Genomic DNA, 15,552 nt, shown 5'->3' with positions numbered 1-15,552 from the left:
CTCCCCTTTCGAGGGGTTCGGGGGTCCGCCGCCGTCATGCGGCGGTGCGTTCCGCGGTGGCGTCGACGAGGTGCTGTCCGTGGGCGACGGGTCGGCGGCCCATCGCCTGCAGCGCGGCCCACATGGTGACCTGGTTGGCGGCGATCACCGGTTTGCCGAGCGTGCGCTCCAGCGGCGCGATGATGTCGTAGGTGAGCACGTTGGTGCAGCTGATGAACACCGCTTCGGCGTCGGGCCGGTCGGCGTCGCGCACCGCCTGGACGACCTCGGCGTAGGTGGTTCTCCAGATGTGGCCCAGCAGGCCCAGGCCGACGCTGGAGGCGGTCTCCACGCCGTGCTCGGCCAGGTACTCCAGCAGCCGGTCGGTGACGCTGTCGACGTAGGGCGTGACGACCGCGATGCGGCGCACGGACAGCGCTTCCAGTGCCTGGATCGCCGCTCCGGAGGTGGTGACCGCCGCGGGTGCGCCGGCGTCCAGGATGCTCTGGTGCAGCCGGCGCCGGCCCTCGGCGCCGTGGACGAAACTGCCCGAGGCGCACGCGTAGCCCACCACCAGCGGCTCGGGGGCCAGCAGGTCGCGGGTGGCGCGGGCGACGTCGTCGCCGTCGCTCAGCGCCGCGGCCTGGTCCACGGTAACCGGGACCGGGACGAACGGCAGCCGCGTGACGTACAGCGAGACGTCGTCGGGGGCCCAGCGCCACAGTTCGCGGTCCAGCGCGAAGTCGTAGGGCGCCACGATCCCCACGCCGGACTGCCACGGGGTCTCGGCCAGGGCGGAGATCTCCACCACGTCGGTCGGGGCCGCGTGTGCGTCCTCAGCGGGGCCGGGGGCCGGGTGGAGGGCCGGCTCTTCCCGGTCGCCGCCGCTCACCGGTGCTCCGGCGGTTCGATCGGTCCGCATCGGTCACTCACCTCCTTCTCTGCGGGTCAGCGGTTCTGGTCGGGTGCGGGGCCGCGGCCCCGCTGTGCGGCGGAGCTACTCGTCCAACCGCCGGTACAGGAGGCGTTCGCCGATCGCGCCGGCGCGCCAGACGTCGTTGCAGGCTTCGGCCATAGGGCCCAGACCGTCGACGATGGTGGCGTAGACGTTTCCCGGCACCCAGCCGACGTCGCCGTTGAGCAGCAGGTTGTTGCGGCCGTAGAAGACGGCGAGGTCGATGACGCCGGGCAGGTGGTCGATCCCCTTCTCCTCTTTGAACCGGCGGTCGAGCATGCCGCCGGGGAAGGAGAAGTAGACGACGTCGCCGGGGATGGGCGTGACCGTGGGGTTCTCCTGGCCGGGTTCCTCTGCGGCGAACCGGGGGACCATGGCGTAGACCTCGTTGCGGGCGTACTTGGCGTGGTAGACGTCGCCGCCCTGGGGGAGCGCTTCCCAGACCGTGTCGCAGGTGCGGGGGGCGTCCTCGTCGAGGAGTTCGGCCACGCAGGAGACGCCGCGCTTCTCCAGGCTGATGGTCATATAGCGGGGCATCGGCGGAATGGGCCTTTCTAACCGGGCACCGTCGTGCTCCGCCGCGGGTCGTGCGTGTACCGGGCGGTGGCGGGGCGGGGCCGGGCCGGTCGGCGCGGAGTCGGGGCGCCGGGCCTCCCGGGGGAGGGGGCGCGGCCGATGCCGGACCGGTCGTGCCGGCGGGCGGTAGGGCTGGACCGGAGCCGCCTGCGGGGTGCTGCCGGTGTGTCGGTGTCGCGAGGCGTGTGGTTGTCGACGCTCAACCCCTGGATTCCCGGTGCCAGGGGAGACGGGTGGCACCGGGATCAACGGTGCTGATTGTCAACAATCATACGAGTGCGAAGCCCGGAACGGCAACGTGCGCGGGCTCAGGAGAGCGGCGTCCGCGCGGGTCCTCCCGGAGGCTGCGGCGACCGGACGGGGACGCGCCCCGGGGGCGGTGCGGCTCGCCCGAACATTGTTGACAATCCTACGAACCCTGTCTAGCGTTTCTACCGCTTCGCGGTACCTCGCTATCGGACGGCAGTGATCGGGGGAGGAAGAGCAGGACAGCATCGGCCGCCCACGTCTGTGAACCCGGAGCCGCACGCAGTGACACCCGCACACCAGCCGCAGACCCGCCTCGCCGTCCTCCACGGAGGCGACCTCCCGCCCGGCAGGGAGCGCATCGAGGCCGACCCGCGGCTGGCCGCCGTCCGCTACGCCACCGCCGATCAGTTGCACGACGTCCTGCCCGGCGCCGACGCGCTGTTCGTGTGGGACCTGTTCTCCGAGGCGGTGCAGGCCGCCTGGCCCGGGGCCGACAGCCTGCGCTGGGTGCACGCCGCCACCGCCGGCGTCGACAACCTCATGTTCGATGACCTGGTCGGCAGCGACGTCGTCGTCACCAACTCCCGCGGCGTATTCGACGAACCCATCGCCGAATACGTCCTCGGCCTGGTCATCGCCTTCGCGAAAGACCTGGCGGCCACACTCGACCACCAGCGCCGCCGCGAATGGCGCCACCGCGAGACCGAACGCGTCGGCGGCAAGCACGCCCTGGTCGTCGGTACCGGACCCATCGGCCGCGCCATCGCCCGCCGGCTGCGCGCCGCGGGCATGACCGTCGAAGGGGCCGGCCGCACCGCGCGCACCGCGGACTCCGACTTCGGCACCGTGGTCGAGGCCTCCCTGCAGACCTCGGCCCCCGGCCTGGACGGGGCGCTGCCGCGCGCCGACTACGTGGTGCTGGCCGCGCCGCTGACCGGCGCCACCCGCGACCTCGCCGACACCGGCTTCCTCGCCCGCATGCGCCCCACCGCCCGGCTGATCAACGTCGGCCGCGGCCAGCTGGTCGACGAGAAGGCGCTCGTGCGCGCGCTGCACGCCGGCGAACTCGCCGCGGCGGCACTGGACGTCGCCCGAACCGAGCCGCTGCCCGAGGACTCCCCGCTGTGGAGCGCCCCCGGCGCCCTGGTCTCCCCGCACATGTCCGGCGACGTCGTCGGCTGGCGCGACGAGCTGGTCGACCTGTTCGCCGGCAACCTGGACCGCTACCTCGACGGGACCGCACTGCGCAACGTCGTCGACAAGCACCGCGGCTACGTGTCCGGTCCCTGACCCCGCCCCGCCCGCGCCCTCGGCCCTGAGGCCGGGGGCGCGCGCCGAGCCCACCCCGTGCCGACACCAGGAAGGACCGAGTGTGAGTACCAAGTTCGAGGGGCTGGACCAGGGAGGCGCCCGGGAGCAGCAGGACGCGGACACCTCCGCGCCCGCCGATTCCCCGGCCTGGATGTCGGCCACCGAGTTGCTCGGCGCCTACGCCCGCGGCGACCTCTCCCCCGTCGACGCCGCCGACGCCGTACTGGAGCGCGTCGAGCGCGACAACCCCGCGCTCAACGCCTTCTGCCTCGTCGACCCGGACGGGGTCCGCGCCGCCGCACGCGAATCCGAGGAGCGCTGGAACCGCGGCGAGCCCGCCGGCCGCCTCGACGGGGTGCCCGCCTCGATCAAGGACATCATGCTCACCCGCGGCTGGCCCACCCTGCGCGGATCCCTCAACGTCGCCGCGGAGCAGTCCTGGACCGAGGACTCCCCGGTGGTGGCGCGGCTGCGCGAGCACGCCGCGCTGTTCGTCGGCAAAACCACCACCCCCGAGATCGCCTGGAAGGGCGTCACCGACAGCCCGCTCTACGGCGTCACCCGCAACCCCTGGGACCTCAGCAAGACCCCCGGCGGCTCCAGCGGCGGCGCCGCGGCCGCGGTCGCGGCAGGCATGGGGCCGCTGTCCACCGGTACCGACGGCGGCGGATCGGTGCGCATCCCCGCCGCCTTCACCGGCGTCTTCGCGATCAAGCCCACATGGGGGCTGGTTCCGCACTACCCGGCCAGCGCCTTCGGCAGCCTCGCCCACTCGGGTCCGATGACCCGCACGGTCGCCGACGCCGCGCTCATGCTCGACGTCATCACCGGCCCCGACGCCCGCGACTGGGGACGGCTGCCGTCTCCCTCCTACTCCTTCACCGAGTCCCTGGACATGCCGGCGCGCGGGTTGCGCATCGCCTACAGCCCGGCGCTGGGACACCTGTCCGTCGACCCCGAGGTGGCGCGCATCGTCGCCGAGGCCGCCCGGGCCTTCGAGGAGCTGGGCGCGGTCGTCGAAGAGACCGACCCGCCGATCCCCCCGTCGCGGGAGCACTTCCAGATCCTGTGGTACGCGGGTGCCGCCAAGGCGACCGAGCACCTCACCGACGCCCAGCGCGACCGGCTCGACCCCGGACTGCGGGAGATCGTCGCGGAAGGGCAGACCTACTCCGCGCAGGACTACCTGACCGCCATGGCCACCCGGATGGCGATGGGCGAGACGATGGGGCGCTTCCACCGGGAGTACGACCTGCTGCTGACCCCGACCATGCCCATCACCGCTTTCGACGCGGGACTGGAGGTCCCGCCCGGTTCCGGTGAGCGGCGCTGGACGAGCTGGGCGGGTTTCTCCTACCCCTTCAACATGACCCAGCAGCCCGCCGCCAGCGTTCCCTGCGGCTTCACCGAGGCGGGCCTGCCGGTGGGCCTGCAGGTCGTCGGTCCGCGCCACGGCGACGCCCTCGTCATGGCGGCCTGCCACGCCTTCGAGACCGCACGTCCCGCCCCCCGGCTCGCCTGAGGAGCGCATGCACGGATGCGGGCGGAGATCCCGGGGAGCACGCTGGGCCGCACCACCCGGGACCTCCGTCCGCGCGGCGCCGGCCGACGGCAGGCGTTCGGGACCTTCGGCCCGTACGTTTCGTGGCTTTCGGCGGTGCTTGCGGCGCCGCGGGCGGCTACGGTCGTATCCGGGCAAGTGTCGCTAGCGAAACGAGGCGCCGATGACGACCGCAGGTGCCGACGCAGGGTCGGGGGCCGAGTCCATTCGCGTCTTCCTCGTCGACGACCACGAGGTCGTCCGGCGGGGTGTGGCCGCGATGCTGGAGAGCGAACCGGACGTGGAGGTCGTGGGCGAGGCCGGCACCGCCGAGCAGGCCCTGGCCCGCATCCCGCTCGCGGCGCCCGATGTGGCGATCCTGGACGTGCGGCTGCCGGGCGGGTCCGGAGTGAGCGTGTGCCGCGAGATCCGTTCCGACCACCCGGCGATCGCGTGCCTGATGCTGACGTCCTTCGCCGACGACGACGCGCTCTACGACGCGGTCATGGCCGGCGCGGCCGGCTATGTCCTCAAGCAGATCCACGGGGCCGATCTCGTCGGCGCCGTGCGCACCGTGGCCGCCGGCGGATCGCTGCTGGACCCCGCCAGCGCCGGGCGCATGCTGGAGCGGTTGCGGGAGAGCGCGCCGGAGCCGGACCCGTTGGCGGAGTTGAGCCCCCAGGAGCGCCAGATCCTCGATCTGATCGGCGAAGGGCTGACCAACCGCCAGATCGGCGAACGGCTCTACCTGGCCGAGAAGACCGTGAAGAACTACGTGTCCAGCCTGCTGTCCAAACTCGATCTCAAACGCCGCACCCAGGCGGCGATCCTCGTCGCGGAGCTGCGCAGCAAGCGGCGCTGACGGCCGCCGGCGCCTGCCGGGGCGATCCAGAGCGATCCGGGGCGAACGGGGGCGAACAGGGGCCGGATCAGGTGGGCACGTGTCCGTTTTCGTCCTCGTCGCCGTCGCCGTCCCGGCCACCGTGCAGCGGTACGCTCCAGCGCAGCGCCGTGCCGCCGGCGGGCGGCGCCTCGGTGCTGAACTCGCCGCCCAGCGACACCGCCCGCTCGTCCAGGTTGCGCAGCCCGCTGCGGCGGCCGTTCCGGGGGATGCCGCGGCCGTTGTCGTCGACCTGTAGGGTGAGCCGTTCGTCGGCCTGCACCGAAACGTGCACCTCGGACGCGTCGGCGTGGCGGGCGACGTTGGACAGCGCCTCACCGAGCACGGCCAGCAGTTGCTCGCCGACGTCCTCGGGCACGGAGGTGTCGATGGACCCCTCCAGGCGTACGCCCGGCTGGCAGCCCAGCGAGCGCGCCGCGCTCTCGGACGCGCTCAGGATGCGGTCGCGCAGCGACGTGTGCTGCGGCTGTGACGGCAGTTGGAGCGCGAACACGGTGGAGCGGATCTCGCGGATGGTCTCGTCCAGGTCGTCGATGGTGCGCTGCACCCGGTCGACGGCTTCGGCGTCGCCGATCAGGCGCACCGTGCTCATCAGCGTCATGGCCGAGGCGAACAGCCGCTGGATCACCACGTCGTGCAGGTCCTTGGCGATGCGGTCGCGTTCCTCCAGTACCACCAGGCGCTCGGCGTCGCGGCGCGCCTCGGCCAGTTCCAGCGCCACCGCGGCCTGCGCGGAGAAGGAGTCGATCATCCGGCGTGTGGCCTCGTTGAACGGGGATCTGGCGCTCATCTTGCCCAGCAGCAGCACACCGCGGGTGTGGTCGGGCGTGCCGATCGGTACCAGCAGCCCCGGGCCGAAGCCGCGGTGGGTGAGCATGGGGCAGTTGGCCCGGCGCAGGTCGGAGACGGTGGCGGGCTCGCCGTTGCGGTAGACCCAGCCGCATTTGGTATCGGACATGCCGATGGTCGTGCCGATCACCTGGTCGGCCACGGGCCCGTCGGCGAACTCGGCGACGAGGTCGCGGTCGCGGGAGTCGGGCAGCAGCACGATCGCGACGTCGGCGTCGGACATCTCGCGGGACTGCTGGGCGAGGTAGCCGAGCACCTCGCCGCTGTCGGCGCCGGAGAGCAGCCGCGTGGTGATCTCGGTGGAGGCGGCCAGCCACCGCTCGCGCAGCCGGGTCTCCTCGTAGAGCCGCGCGTTCTCGATGGCCACGCCCGCCGCCGTGGCCAGGGCGGTGACGATGGATTCGTCCTCTTCGTCGAACTCCCCGTCGTTGCTCTTCTCGGCGAGGTAGAGGTTGCCGAACACCTCGTCGCGCACCTGGATCGGCACGCCGAGGAACGAGCGCATCTGCGGGTGGCCCGGCGGCATCCCGTGGAACTCCGGGTGTTCGGAGACGTCGCGAAGCCGCAGCGCGGCACGGTCGCGCGTGGGGACCGACAGGATGCCCGCGCCGAGGGGGAAGACGTGGATGCCGGCGGACTGCTCGGATGTGAGCCCGACCGGGATGAATTCGGCGAAGTTGCCCTCGTCGTCGAGTACGCCCAGTCCCGCGTAGCGCGCATCGACCAGGGTCGCCGCGGCCTCGGTCAGCCGGCGCAGCACGGTGGCGAGGTCGAGATCGCTGCCGATGGACAGGACGGCTTCCAGCAGGGAGTGCACGCGGTCGCGGGTCGACAGTGCGGACTCCAACCGGATGTGGAGTTCGGAGATGAGCTCGTCGAGCCGCATTTTGGGGAGCAGTGAGTGTTCCGGGATGTCGGGCATCGGATGCACACCTCCGGGTGCATACGTTATCGCGGAGGGCGATCGCCGTGGCCGGAATCGGCACGACCGGGAAGATGAGGGAGTTCCCCGCCGCCGCGCCGGAGCGGCGCGGTCGACCGGCGCCCCCGGATCGCCGGGGTACGTAAAGCCCGGTCCTCGGCAGGATAAGGCACGGGCGACCGAGGGGCGCGCTCCGCTCGGGACGGCGCCGCGGGTGCACGCACCGCCGCTTGCGGGCGGCCGCGGCGACGCGCCCGTGCATGGCCGGCCGAACGCCCGGAACCACCGCTCGGGCGAACCGGTCGAAAAGCGGATATCCGGGGGCGCCGGACGCGCGGATCGTGTGATTGGACGGTTGCGTTCTGTAGTGATCGTGCTACGGTCACTCCCAATCGGACCGGTCCCGGGTTTCGGGTTACCGGTCGGTGTGGGGAACCGCTTCCGTAATCAGGGGAGCGGTGGGGCGGCATCCGCCCGGACAGCCCGCACCGCCACGACTTCTGTAGCGGCCTCGCGAAAGGGAATCGCCATGCAGCGCACAGACCGTTCGCGACGCGGAGTACGCGTCGCAGCGGCTGTGCGCGCGGACCGGCGCTCCCCGGGGGCGTGGCCCTCAGCGCGCCGGTGGCTGGTGGTCGCCGGGCTGCTCTCGGGCGCCTGGTTCGCCGGTGCTGCGTACGCGGCGGCCGACGACACCGCCGTCGCCGGAGTGGCCGGTTCCGCGGTGGCCGGGACCGGGGAAAGCGCCGCTCAGAGCGGCCAGGACCCGGTCGAAGAGACAGCGGGGGCGGCAGAGAGCGTCGACGCGGCCGCCGGCACCGGCGCATCCGCCGGGAGCGGGTCGGCCGAGACGGCCGGATCCGCCGCCCCTTCCGACGCCGACGGCTCCGGCGGCACCCGGCCCGACCCGCCCGAGGGCGGCGTCGGCACCGCCGTGCACGACGGCGTCGACGCGGTCGCGACCGAGGCGGTCGGTTCCCGGGAGACCGGCGGCGGCTCCGAGGCCGCCGCCTCCGACACGTCGCCCGAGTCCGACGGGCACACGTCGGCGACGGGGCGGATCAGCGGCACCGTGGCGGCCGTCGGCGACGTCGGCCGGACCGTGCCCGCCTCCGTGGCCTCCCCGGCTGCCTCCGGTGCGGCCGCGGCCGTGCCGGGAGCCGCCGCCGGCACCGCCGACGGCTTCCCGGGACTGGGTACGACCGGGTTCGCCCCGGCCGGCCTCGACGGCGCCTCGGTCCTCGCCGACCCGGGCGCCGGCGACGACGACACCGGATCCGGCGCCGACCGCGGGCAGGACCCCGGCGCACCGGCGGCGCGCGGGACCGCTTCCGCGCCGGAAGCCGGGCAAAGCCCCCAAGCGTTCCCCGGTTCCGCTCCCGTCGGCGACACCGCCGGATTCGCCGCCTACGGCGGCTCCACCGCCGGAAACGTCGCCGACGGCGACTCCGCGCCGCGTGCCGACGCCGCCGACGTCCCCGAGGCGGCCTCCGCGGTCGGCTCCGGCGCGAACACCCCCCAGTCCGGCGGCATGTGCGCCGGGTACCTTCCGGCGGCGGCATCGGCCGCCCCGGCCGCGGGCTCGCTCCAGTGCGCCCGCCAGGCTCTCGCCGACGTCCCGCGGGACCTCGGCGAGAAGCCGACCTTCTCTCCCGACTAGGACCGCACGCCCGGGACGCGGCGTTCGCCCCGCACAGCGCGGCGCGACTGCGCGCGAACCCTGACTGGCACCCGGCCCATCGGTCCAGCGGCATCGCCCACTGGGGGCTGACGTGAGCCCCGTGTCCGTGATCGGCAGCGAGTCCGCTCGCCTCCGCCACGAGGCTCACGTCAGCCCGAGGTCCGCCAGATCCTCAGGTTGGTCCCGGCATCCATCGTCCGTGCCTGCCACGCACGGACGCGGAGAGCCCGGGAGAAGTCCCCGAAGTCATCCCAGAACCGCTGTGGCGCCCCTGGCCAGGGCCCGCTAGCGGAAATACGGACACATCAGAGTCCATCCCCGAAGCAACCGAAATTCAGACGATCCGGAAGGACGTTCCATGTTCCAGTTCGCTCGCCAGTCCGCCAAGGCCGTTCTCGTGGCGGCCGGTGCCGCAGGCGTCGCCGCTCTCGGCGCAGGTGCCGCCGGAGCCGACGACCTGGGTGCGCTGAGCGCAACTGACTCCGTGCCGACCTCCTCCCCGGTCACCGCAGGGCTGCCCGCCGGCCTGGGCGGAGGCGCGAACTCGCTGGTCTCCGGCCTGAAGGACGCCGACCTGCGCACCGTGCAGCCCGCGCCCGGAACCGCCAACCTGGGCACCCCGGCCGGCGACATGTCCGGTGTCGGCCCGCAGGCGCAGTCCGGCCTCGGCACCGTCCACGACACCGTCGACGGGACCCGCGACACCGTCGGCCTGAGCAACGCGGTCCACCAGGCGAACCCGGTCGGCGGCGCCGCCTCGACGCTGCCGGGCGGCGACCTGCTGTCCGGTCAGGACCTGCCGGTGTCGAACGGCACGGTGCCCAGCCTGCCGGGCGGGGCCGGCACTCTGCCGCTGCGCGGCGAGACGGTTCCGCAGGCTGGTCCGGTGGGCATTCTGCCGACCGGTGCTGTGGAAGGGCTGCTGGGCGGGGCCGGCACTCTGCCGCTGCGCGGCGAGACGGTTCCGCAGGCTGGTCCGGTGGGCATTCTGCCGACCGGTGCTGTGGAAGGGCTGCTGGGCGGGGCCGGCACTCTGCCGCTGCGCGGCGAGACGGTTCCGCAGGCTGGTCCGGTGGGCATTCTGCCGACCGGTGCTGTGGAAGGGCTGCTGGGCGGGGCCGGCACTCTGCCGCTGCGCGGCGAGACGGTTCCGCAGGCTGGTCCGGTGGGCATTCTGCCGACCGGTGCTGTGGAAGGGCTGCTGGGCGGGGCCGGCACTCTGCCGCTGCGCGGCGAGACCGTTCCGCAGGCCGAGCAGGTCGGCGGCGCCGCGACGACCCTGCCCGCCGACGAAACCGTGCCGCAGCAGGGCGACCCTCTGGGCATGCTGCCCACCGGCGACGTGCTCGGCCTGGTCGGCGGCGGCGACCTCACCTCGATGGTTCCCGCCGGCGGCGCCGAGACCCTGCCGCTGAGCAACGAGGTGCCCCAGTCGGGTCCCGCCGTGCAGAACCGGCCCGCCGAGATCGCCGGTGAAGCCGGTACGGCGGTCGGCGAGACGGTCGAGGACGCCGCGGGCGCGGTGCTGCCCAACACCACCGAGCAGGTCGGCGAAGCGGCCGAGGAGCTGCCGGCGCCCTCCACCGGGGCCGTCCAGGAGCAGCTGCCGCAGACCCCGGCCTCCGTCGAGGGCCTCGACACCGGGGCCGTCGAGTCCGCCGTCCCCGGTGGCGACCGCATCGCCGACGCCGCGGAGAACGTCGACGAGCAGGCCTCCCCCGTGGACGAGGTGACCGAGCGGGCCGACGTCGGCGACGCGACGGGCGATGTCGCCGAGGCCGCCGCCGGCGGCGCCGGCGCCACCGGCGCTCTGGACGTCGCCGAGGGCGTCAACACGCCGGTGCTGTAAGCCGGCCGGTCGGCGCGGCGCCCGGCCGCCGAGCGCCGCGCCGACTCCGAGACCGTGCACCGCGGCTGATCCGCCGGAGCCGCGGTGCACCCCGGCCCCGGGAACGCCGGGGACCGGCCGGATGCGCCGCCCTGGGAACTGTGGGGGTTCCCAGGTCGGAACTCCGGGCCGGATCCCCGCTTCCGGGGCCTCGCCGCACCCCGCGCCTTCGCATTCCGCACCGTCCCGCCGTCGGTTCGACCCGCGGCAGGCGGAGTGTGCGAAACCGGATTCGGTGCAGCGCGTCCGTGCCGGACCGGACGGGGTGCGACGCTGCGGGGCGCTCCCGGGAACGAGGGGGCCTGGGAGCGCCCCGGCACACGAAACGGGGCCCGTCCCCACCGGATCCGGTGGGGACGGGCCCCGTTTCATGTCGGCTGCCGCGTCCGGGCGGACACCCGACCGATCAGGCGCCGGTGCGGCTCACACCCGAAGGGCCGGAGGCCTCACTGCTCGTGGTGCGGGGAACCCGGGGTGCCGGGCTCGGAGGTGTCGTCGGCCTCGCCCGTGGCGCTGTTGGAGATCCACTCGTCGGCGGAGCGCTGCCAGAAGCCCCAGCCGTTGGTCACCTCCAGCTCGCGGTCGGTGCCGGTGATGTCGACGGGGTCACCGAGCAGGCTCTCCTCGTAGTACCACCGCGAGTCGGCGCGGCTCATGTTCACGCAGCCGTGGCTGGTGTTGGCCTCGCCCAGCATCGGGTTGTCGTTCAACTCGTGGAGGAACTCGCCGGAGTTGGAGATGCGGATCGCGTAGTCGACGAACACCTCGTAGTACTCCGGGGCGTCCTCGTCCACGCCGAGCGTGTCGTTGCTCATCCGGTAGTCGGTGTGGAAGCCCATGGTCAGATGGGTGCCCGTCGTGGTGGTGTACTTCCGCTGCGAGGCGTCGCCGAGGCTGACCGGGAACTCCTTGACGGTCTCGCCGTCGCGCTCGACGGTCATGTGGTGCTCGTTCTCGTCGATCGTCGTGATCTGCGAGCGCCCGACCTCGAACCCGAAACTGCGGTTCTCGATGCCCCACACGCCTTCGGACGCGGCCACACCGGCGAGGTTCAGGTCGACGTCGACCTTCTGGTCGGGCTCCCAGTACTCCTCGGTGCGGAACACCGCCCGCTTGTCGCCGAACCAGTTCCAGGCGCCCATGGCGGGCTTCTCGGAGGAGACCTCCATCGCGGCCTCGACCTGGGCCTTGTTCTCGACCGGCATGTCGAAATCGACGATGATCGGCATGCCGACGCCGACGGTGCTGTCGGGTTCGAGCTTGATCGACTCGATCTCCAGGCGCTGCCCCTCGACCGGCGGTTCGGTGGAGAACTCGCTGATGGCCTCGCTGCTCTCGCCCTCGCTGTTCTCGGCGACAGCGGTGACGGTGACATCGCTGCCGGGATGCAGCGTCCAGTCGCTGACCCACTCGGACTTGTCGTCGTTGAAGCTGCCGGTCATGCTCTCGTCGGTCTCGCCTTCGGAGAGCTGCTGCTCGACCTGCACATCGGTGATCTCGCCCTTGTCCGCGCTCACGACGACGGGGGAGTCGGGGCGGATCTCGGCGCCGCCGTCCTCAGGGGTGATGGCGACCTCGGCAGCGTCGACGGAGGGCTCTTCGTTGGCCAGGTCGCCCTCGTCGGTACTGCATGCCGATGTCGCCATCAGGACGGCGACGGCCGCGGCGCCCAGCCCGGCCGCGGGCCGGCGTGGAAAGCGGGATGTCACTTCGGGAGTCCTCCAGGTCGTCGGGGTGCAGGCACGGTCCCGGGCGTGGCAGGAGGGAATGCCACCGGGGCTTGGCGACGGGGGGTGTGTCGGCCGCAGTGCAGTGCGGGTGTTCGTTACCCGCTACGTGGGACGTGCGAACCCCGGTACCTGGTTCGCACAAATCACAGATTTTCCTCGTAAAACCCATCGCGATCAGCGACGGCGCTGATCGGGGCGGCCGTGCCGGCGGGCCGGAACCGCGCCCGCACCCGGTGTGTCGCCGTCACGGCTGCGCCGGACCGTTCTCTTCATCGCTCTGCGTGCCCTGCCCCAGACCGTTGGCGCACGGGTTGGAGGTCGCGTCGCGTCCCGTGATCGGCTTGGCCGGTGCGCCGCCGGCGTCCGGCGAAGCGCCGGCGGTGCCCGTGCCGGACCCCGCTCTGTTCGTCGGCGAGGCGGCGTCCGCCTCCCCGGCGTCGCCGTCGTTCGCCCCGCTCGCGGTGCCGTCGCCGCCGGAGTCCCCGGAGTCCCCGGAGTCCCCCGAGTCCCCCGAGTCCTGTTCGCCGGTCACCAGCAGCCGGTCCTGCACCGGCCGGTCGTGCCGGACGGCGGAGAACAGCCGCGCCGCGGCGTCCTCGTCCCAGACGACGCGGTTGGCGTCGGACGGCGCACGCTGCCAGGGCACCGTGTAGAACGCGATGTCGGACAGGTCGGTCCCGGCCAGTGTCGAGGCGATCGAGACCATCGTGGGCAGGGTGAAGCCGTCGTCGGTTCCGGTGTGCTCGGAGAGCGCGCGGAGCATGCCGGTCGCCTGGCTCGGGCGGGTGAGCAGGTCGCTTCCCGCGGTCTCGTCGGCCAGCGCGCCGAGGAACATCTGCTGGCGGTCGATGCGCCCGATGTCGCCGCCGTTGCCGATGTCGTAGCGCGCACGGACGAACGACAGCGCCTCCTCACCGTCCAGCCGCTGCCGGCCGGCGTCGAGGTCGAGCTTGGCCCGATCGTCGTGCAGCGGCTGCGGGATGCACATGTTCACGCCGCCGATCGCGTCGATCATCTCGCGGAATCCGACGAAGGTCAGGTGCGCGAAGTGGTCGACGCGGATGCCGGTGAGCGACTCGACGGTCTTGACGACGCACGGTGGTCCGCCGTGGAACAGCGCCGCGTTGATCATCCCGTGGTGGGCGGGTGTGCCCTCGGTCTCGCCGTAGGGATCGCATTCCGGCAGATCGACCAGGGAGTCGCGCGGGATGTTGACCACGGTGACGCGGCCGTCGGTGGAGATATGGGCCAGCATCAGCGCGTCGGAGCGTTCGCCGACGAAGTCGCGCCCGCCGTAGGCGGCGTTGCCGCCCTCGCGGCCGTCGGAGCCGATGAACAGGATGTTCAGGTCGTCGCCGATTCTGGCCGGGCGGTCCGCTTCGTCGAGGGCGGTGTCCAGATCGTGGCGGACGATGTCGCCCTGCAGCGAGCGGTAGTACCCGTAGGCGGTGCCGACTCCGGCGAGGAGCACGAGGACCAGGGCCGCGGCCGTCCACCCGAGTGCCCGGCGCCTGCGCCGGCCGCTACCGGCGGTGGCCGCGGAGTCGGCGGAACCGGTGGGGTCGGTGGAACCGTCCGGTTCCGCGGGAGCGCCGTGGGCGTCTCCCCGTGCGCCGCCGGGGTCGGCGGCCGCCTTGCCGTCGTCCGCGTCGCCGCCGGTCGACGCCTCGCCGCCGGTACCGGTGGGCTCGTCTTCCGTGTCGGCCCCGTCGGAGTCGGCGGCCCCGTCGGCCGCGGACCGGGTAGACGGGGTATCGGCCGAATCGGTTCCGCCGGATCCGGAGTCCTCCGGCGGGGCGGAAGCTGCGCCGTCGGAATCGGAGCCGGGGGCGTCGTCGGGCATTGAGGGGTCTCTTCGTGCCGAGGGCGGGGTTGCGCCGGTTCCGGGCAGGCGAAGGCGGACCCGCTGAAAAGCAGCGTGATGAGGGGGTCCGGCCGAGGCGCACCGGGTGACCGCAGCGGTAGGGGGATCCTACGAGATCGGCGGCGATGCGGCGCGAGTGACTTGGGGGTGTTCGTCACGTATGCCGGAAAATTGGGTGGTGTTTTCTGCTCCACCGACAGCCATGGTTTCCATGACCGTAACCAAGGGCGGGGTGCGATCGGCCTCCGGTCGGCGGCCCCGGGTCGGGGGTGGGCGGGTCCTGGCAGGAGGACGACCGGCCGTCGGGCCGCGAAACCGGGCCTCGAAACCGGGCCGCGAAACCGGGCCGCGAAACCGCGTTGATCTTGTAGCTACCGTCACTAGAAACCGGTTTCTATGACGATAGCTACAAGATCAACGCTGAGGGCGGGCGGATTCGTCGTCGGCGCGGCCGCACTGCGCCCCCGTCCGGCCTCCATCGGGCAGGGGCGCATCCGGGCCGCGCCGTGGCCCACTCGCGCCGCACTCGCGGGTACGAGCTGCGGTCAGGAGCCCTTGCCGCTGCGCATGCCCGACACCAGGCCGACTCCGGCCACGGCCAGGACGACCTGGGTGATCAGCTCCCACCAGTCGATGCCGGGGGTGTCCGCGTAACCGGCGAAGCCGGCGATCGCCGTGCCGACCAGGGCGGCCACGATTCCGACGAGGATCGTCAGCCAGACCTGGATGTTCTGTTTGCCGGGCAGGATGATGCGGGCGAGTACGCCGATGATCAGCCCGATGATGATCGCGGTGAAGATACCGGTGACCTCCATGACGGCCCCCCTTCGGATCGGTAGTCCGTCACTGGTACCTGTTTCCCGAAAGCGCGGCCGGATGCGTTCAGACCGTCTCCGACTGCCTCGGGCTCCCCGGCTCCCCGACTCCCCGGCGGTCCGCGGCCCGACGGCCCGCCGGCCTGCGTCGGCCTGCGCCGTGCCGCTGAGGTCCGCTGCCCGGAGTGCGAACGCCGAGGGCGTGGATACGTCCGGAGCGCACGTGCAGTCCGGCCCTTCCGTCCAACGAGCGTCCCTTCGCGGCGCGGGGCGTCTCGCACGTCGGTTGATT

11 protein-coding genes are annotated in these 15,552 nt (G+C 72.9%); 5 read left to right on the top strand and 6 right to left on the bottom strand.

All coding sequences use genetic code 11. The annotated features are described in order from the left end of the window. Positions 1-34 precede the first annotated feature (34 nt). Both HNR25_RS11705 and HNR25_RS11700 read right to left on the bottom strand, forming a co-directional pair. Positions 35-901 (bottom strand): maleate cis-trans isomerase family protein, encoded by an 867-nt coding sequence (locus tag HNR25_RS11705; RefSeq protein WP_184634971.1) that lies wholly within the window; start codon positions 899-901, stop codon positions 35-37. Between the two features lie 75 nt (positions 902-976). Beyond that, positions 977-1,459, bottom strand: a complete 483-nt coding sequence (locus tag HNR25_RS11700; RefSeq protein WP_221458549.1) for a DUF3830 family protein — start codon at positions 1,457-1,459, stop codon at positions 977-979. 582 nt (positions 1,460-2,041) lie between these two features. On the opposite strand from HNR25_RS11700, the gene HNR25_RS11695 reads away from it, so the two are divergent. The 3 genes from HNR25_RS11695 (at position 2,042) to HNR25_RS11685 (ending at position 5,472) form a co-directional block, all read left to right on the top strand. Then, on the top strand, positions 2,042-3,049 hold the full coding sequence (locus HNR25_RS11695; RefSeq protein ID WP_312862496.1) for a D-2-hydroxyacid dehydrogenase: 1,008 nt from the start codon (positions 2,042-2,044) through the stop codon (positions 3,047-3,049). A gap of 103 nt (positions 3,050-3,152) precedes the next feature. Beyond that, a complete protein-coding gene (locus HNR25_RS11690; RefSeq protein ID WP_246464249.1) occupies positions 3,153-4,592 on the top strand; it encodes an amidase in 1,440 nt (479 codons plus the stop codon). A 202-nt stretch (positions 4,593-4,794) separates the two neighbouring features. Then, positions 4,795-5,472, top strand: coding sequence for a response regulator (locus HNR25_RS11685; protein ID WP_184634964.1), 678 nt, complete (start codon positions 4,795-4,797; stop codon positions 5,470-5,472). A 67-nt stretch (positions 5,473-5,539) separates the two neighbouring features. Here the strand turns inward: HNR25_RS11685 and HNR25_RS11680 are convergent, their stop codons facing one another. Next, positions 5,540-7,282, bottom strand: coding sequence for a sensor histidine kinase (locus HNR25_RS11680; RefSeq protein WP_184634962.1), 1,743 nt, complete (start codon positions 7,280-7,282; stop codon positions 5,540-5,542). 529 nt (positions 7,283-7,811) lie between these two features. Here HNR25_RS11680 and HNR25_RS11675 point away from each other — a divergent pair. After that, a complete protein-coding gene (locus HNR25_RS11675) occupies positions 7,812-8,942 on the top strand; it encodes a hypothetical protein (protein WP_184634960.1) in 1,131 nt (376 codons plus the stop codon). 379 nt (positions 8,943-9,321) lie between these two features. Next, positions 9,322-10,812 carry a hypothetical protein gene (locus tag HNR25_RS11670; RefSeq protein ID WP_184634958.1) on the top strand — a complete coding sequence of 497 codons (1,491 nt, stop codon included), beginning with the start codon at positions 9,322-9,324 and terminating at the stop codon, positions 10,810-10,812. Between the two features lie 485 nt (positions 10,813-11,297). Here HNR25_RS11670 and HNR25_RS11665 read toward each other — a convergent pair whose 3' ends face one another. From HNR25_RS11665 to HNR25_RS11655, 3 genes are all read right to left on the bottom strand, one after another. Then, complete coding sequence (locus HNR25_RS11665) at positions 11,298-12,560, bottom strand: L,D-transpeptidase (protein WP_376767493.1); 1,263 nt, start codon at positions 12,558-12,560, stop codon at positions 11,298-11,300. 265 nt (positions 12,561-12,825) lie between these two features. Continuing rightward, entirely contained in the window at positions 12,826-14,424 is a 1,599-nt protein-coding gene (locus HNR25_RS11660; RefSeq protein ID WP_184634956.1) for an LCP family protein, read from the bottom strand. A gap of 566 nt (positions 14,425-14,990) precedes the next feature. Next, positions 14,991-15,260, bottom strand: a complete 270-nt coding sequence (locus HNR25_RS11655) for a GlsB/YeaQ/YmgE family stress response membrane protein (protein ID WP_184634953.1) — start codon at positions 15,258-15,260, stop codon at positions 14,991-14,993. Positions 15,261-15,552 lie beyond the last annotated feature (292 nt).

It is taken from the genome of Streptomonospora salina, from assembly GCF_014204715.1.
In the GTDB taxonomy this organism is placed as follows: Bacteria; Actinomycetota; Actinomycetes; order Streptosporangiales; family Streptosporangiaceae; genus Streptomonospora; species Streptomonospora salina.
The sequence above is the reverse complement of the archived record's forward strand: the minus strand, read 5'-3'. Positions and strand labels throughout refer to the sequence as shown.

Excerpts from the sequence above, each read along its gene's own strand:
- HNR25_RS11685 (WP_184634964.1), top strand. The coding sequence starts at position 4,795 with ATGACGACCGCAGGTGCCGACGCAGGGTCGGGGGCCGAGTCCATTCGC.
- HNR25_RS11670 (WP_184634958.1), top strand. The coding sequence starts at position 9,322 with ATGTTCCAGTTCGCTCGCCAGTCCGCCAAGGCCGTTCTCGTGGCGGCC.
- HNR25_RS11660 (WP_184634956.1), bottom strand. The coding sequence starts at position 14,424 with ATGCCCGACGACGCCCCCGGCTCCGATTCCGACGGCGCAGCTTCCGCC.
- HNR25_RS11675 (WP_184634960.1), top strand. The coding sequence starts at position 7,812 with ATGCAGCGCACAGACCGTTCGCGACGCGGAGTACGCGTCGCAGCGGCT.
- HNR25_RS11680 (WP_184634962.1), bottom strand. The coding sequence starts at position 7,282 with ATGCCCGACATCCCGGAACACTCACTGCTCCCCAAAATGCGGCTCGAC.
- HNR25_RS11700 (WP_221458549.1), bottom strand. The coding sequence starts at position 1,459 with ATGACCATCAGCCTGGAGAAGCGCGGCGTCTCCTGCGTGGCCGAACTC.
- HNR25_RS11655 (WP_184634953.1), bottom strand. The coding sequence starts at position 15,260 with ATGGAGGTCACCGGTATCTTCACCGCGATCATCATCGGGCTGATCATC.
- HNR25_RS11705 (WP_184634971.1), bottom strand. The coding sequence starts at position 901 with ATGCGGACCGATCGAACCGCCGGAGCACCGGTGAGCGGCGGCGACCGG.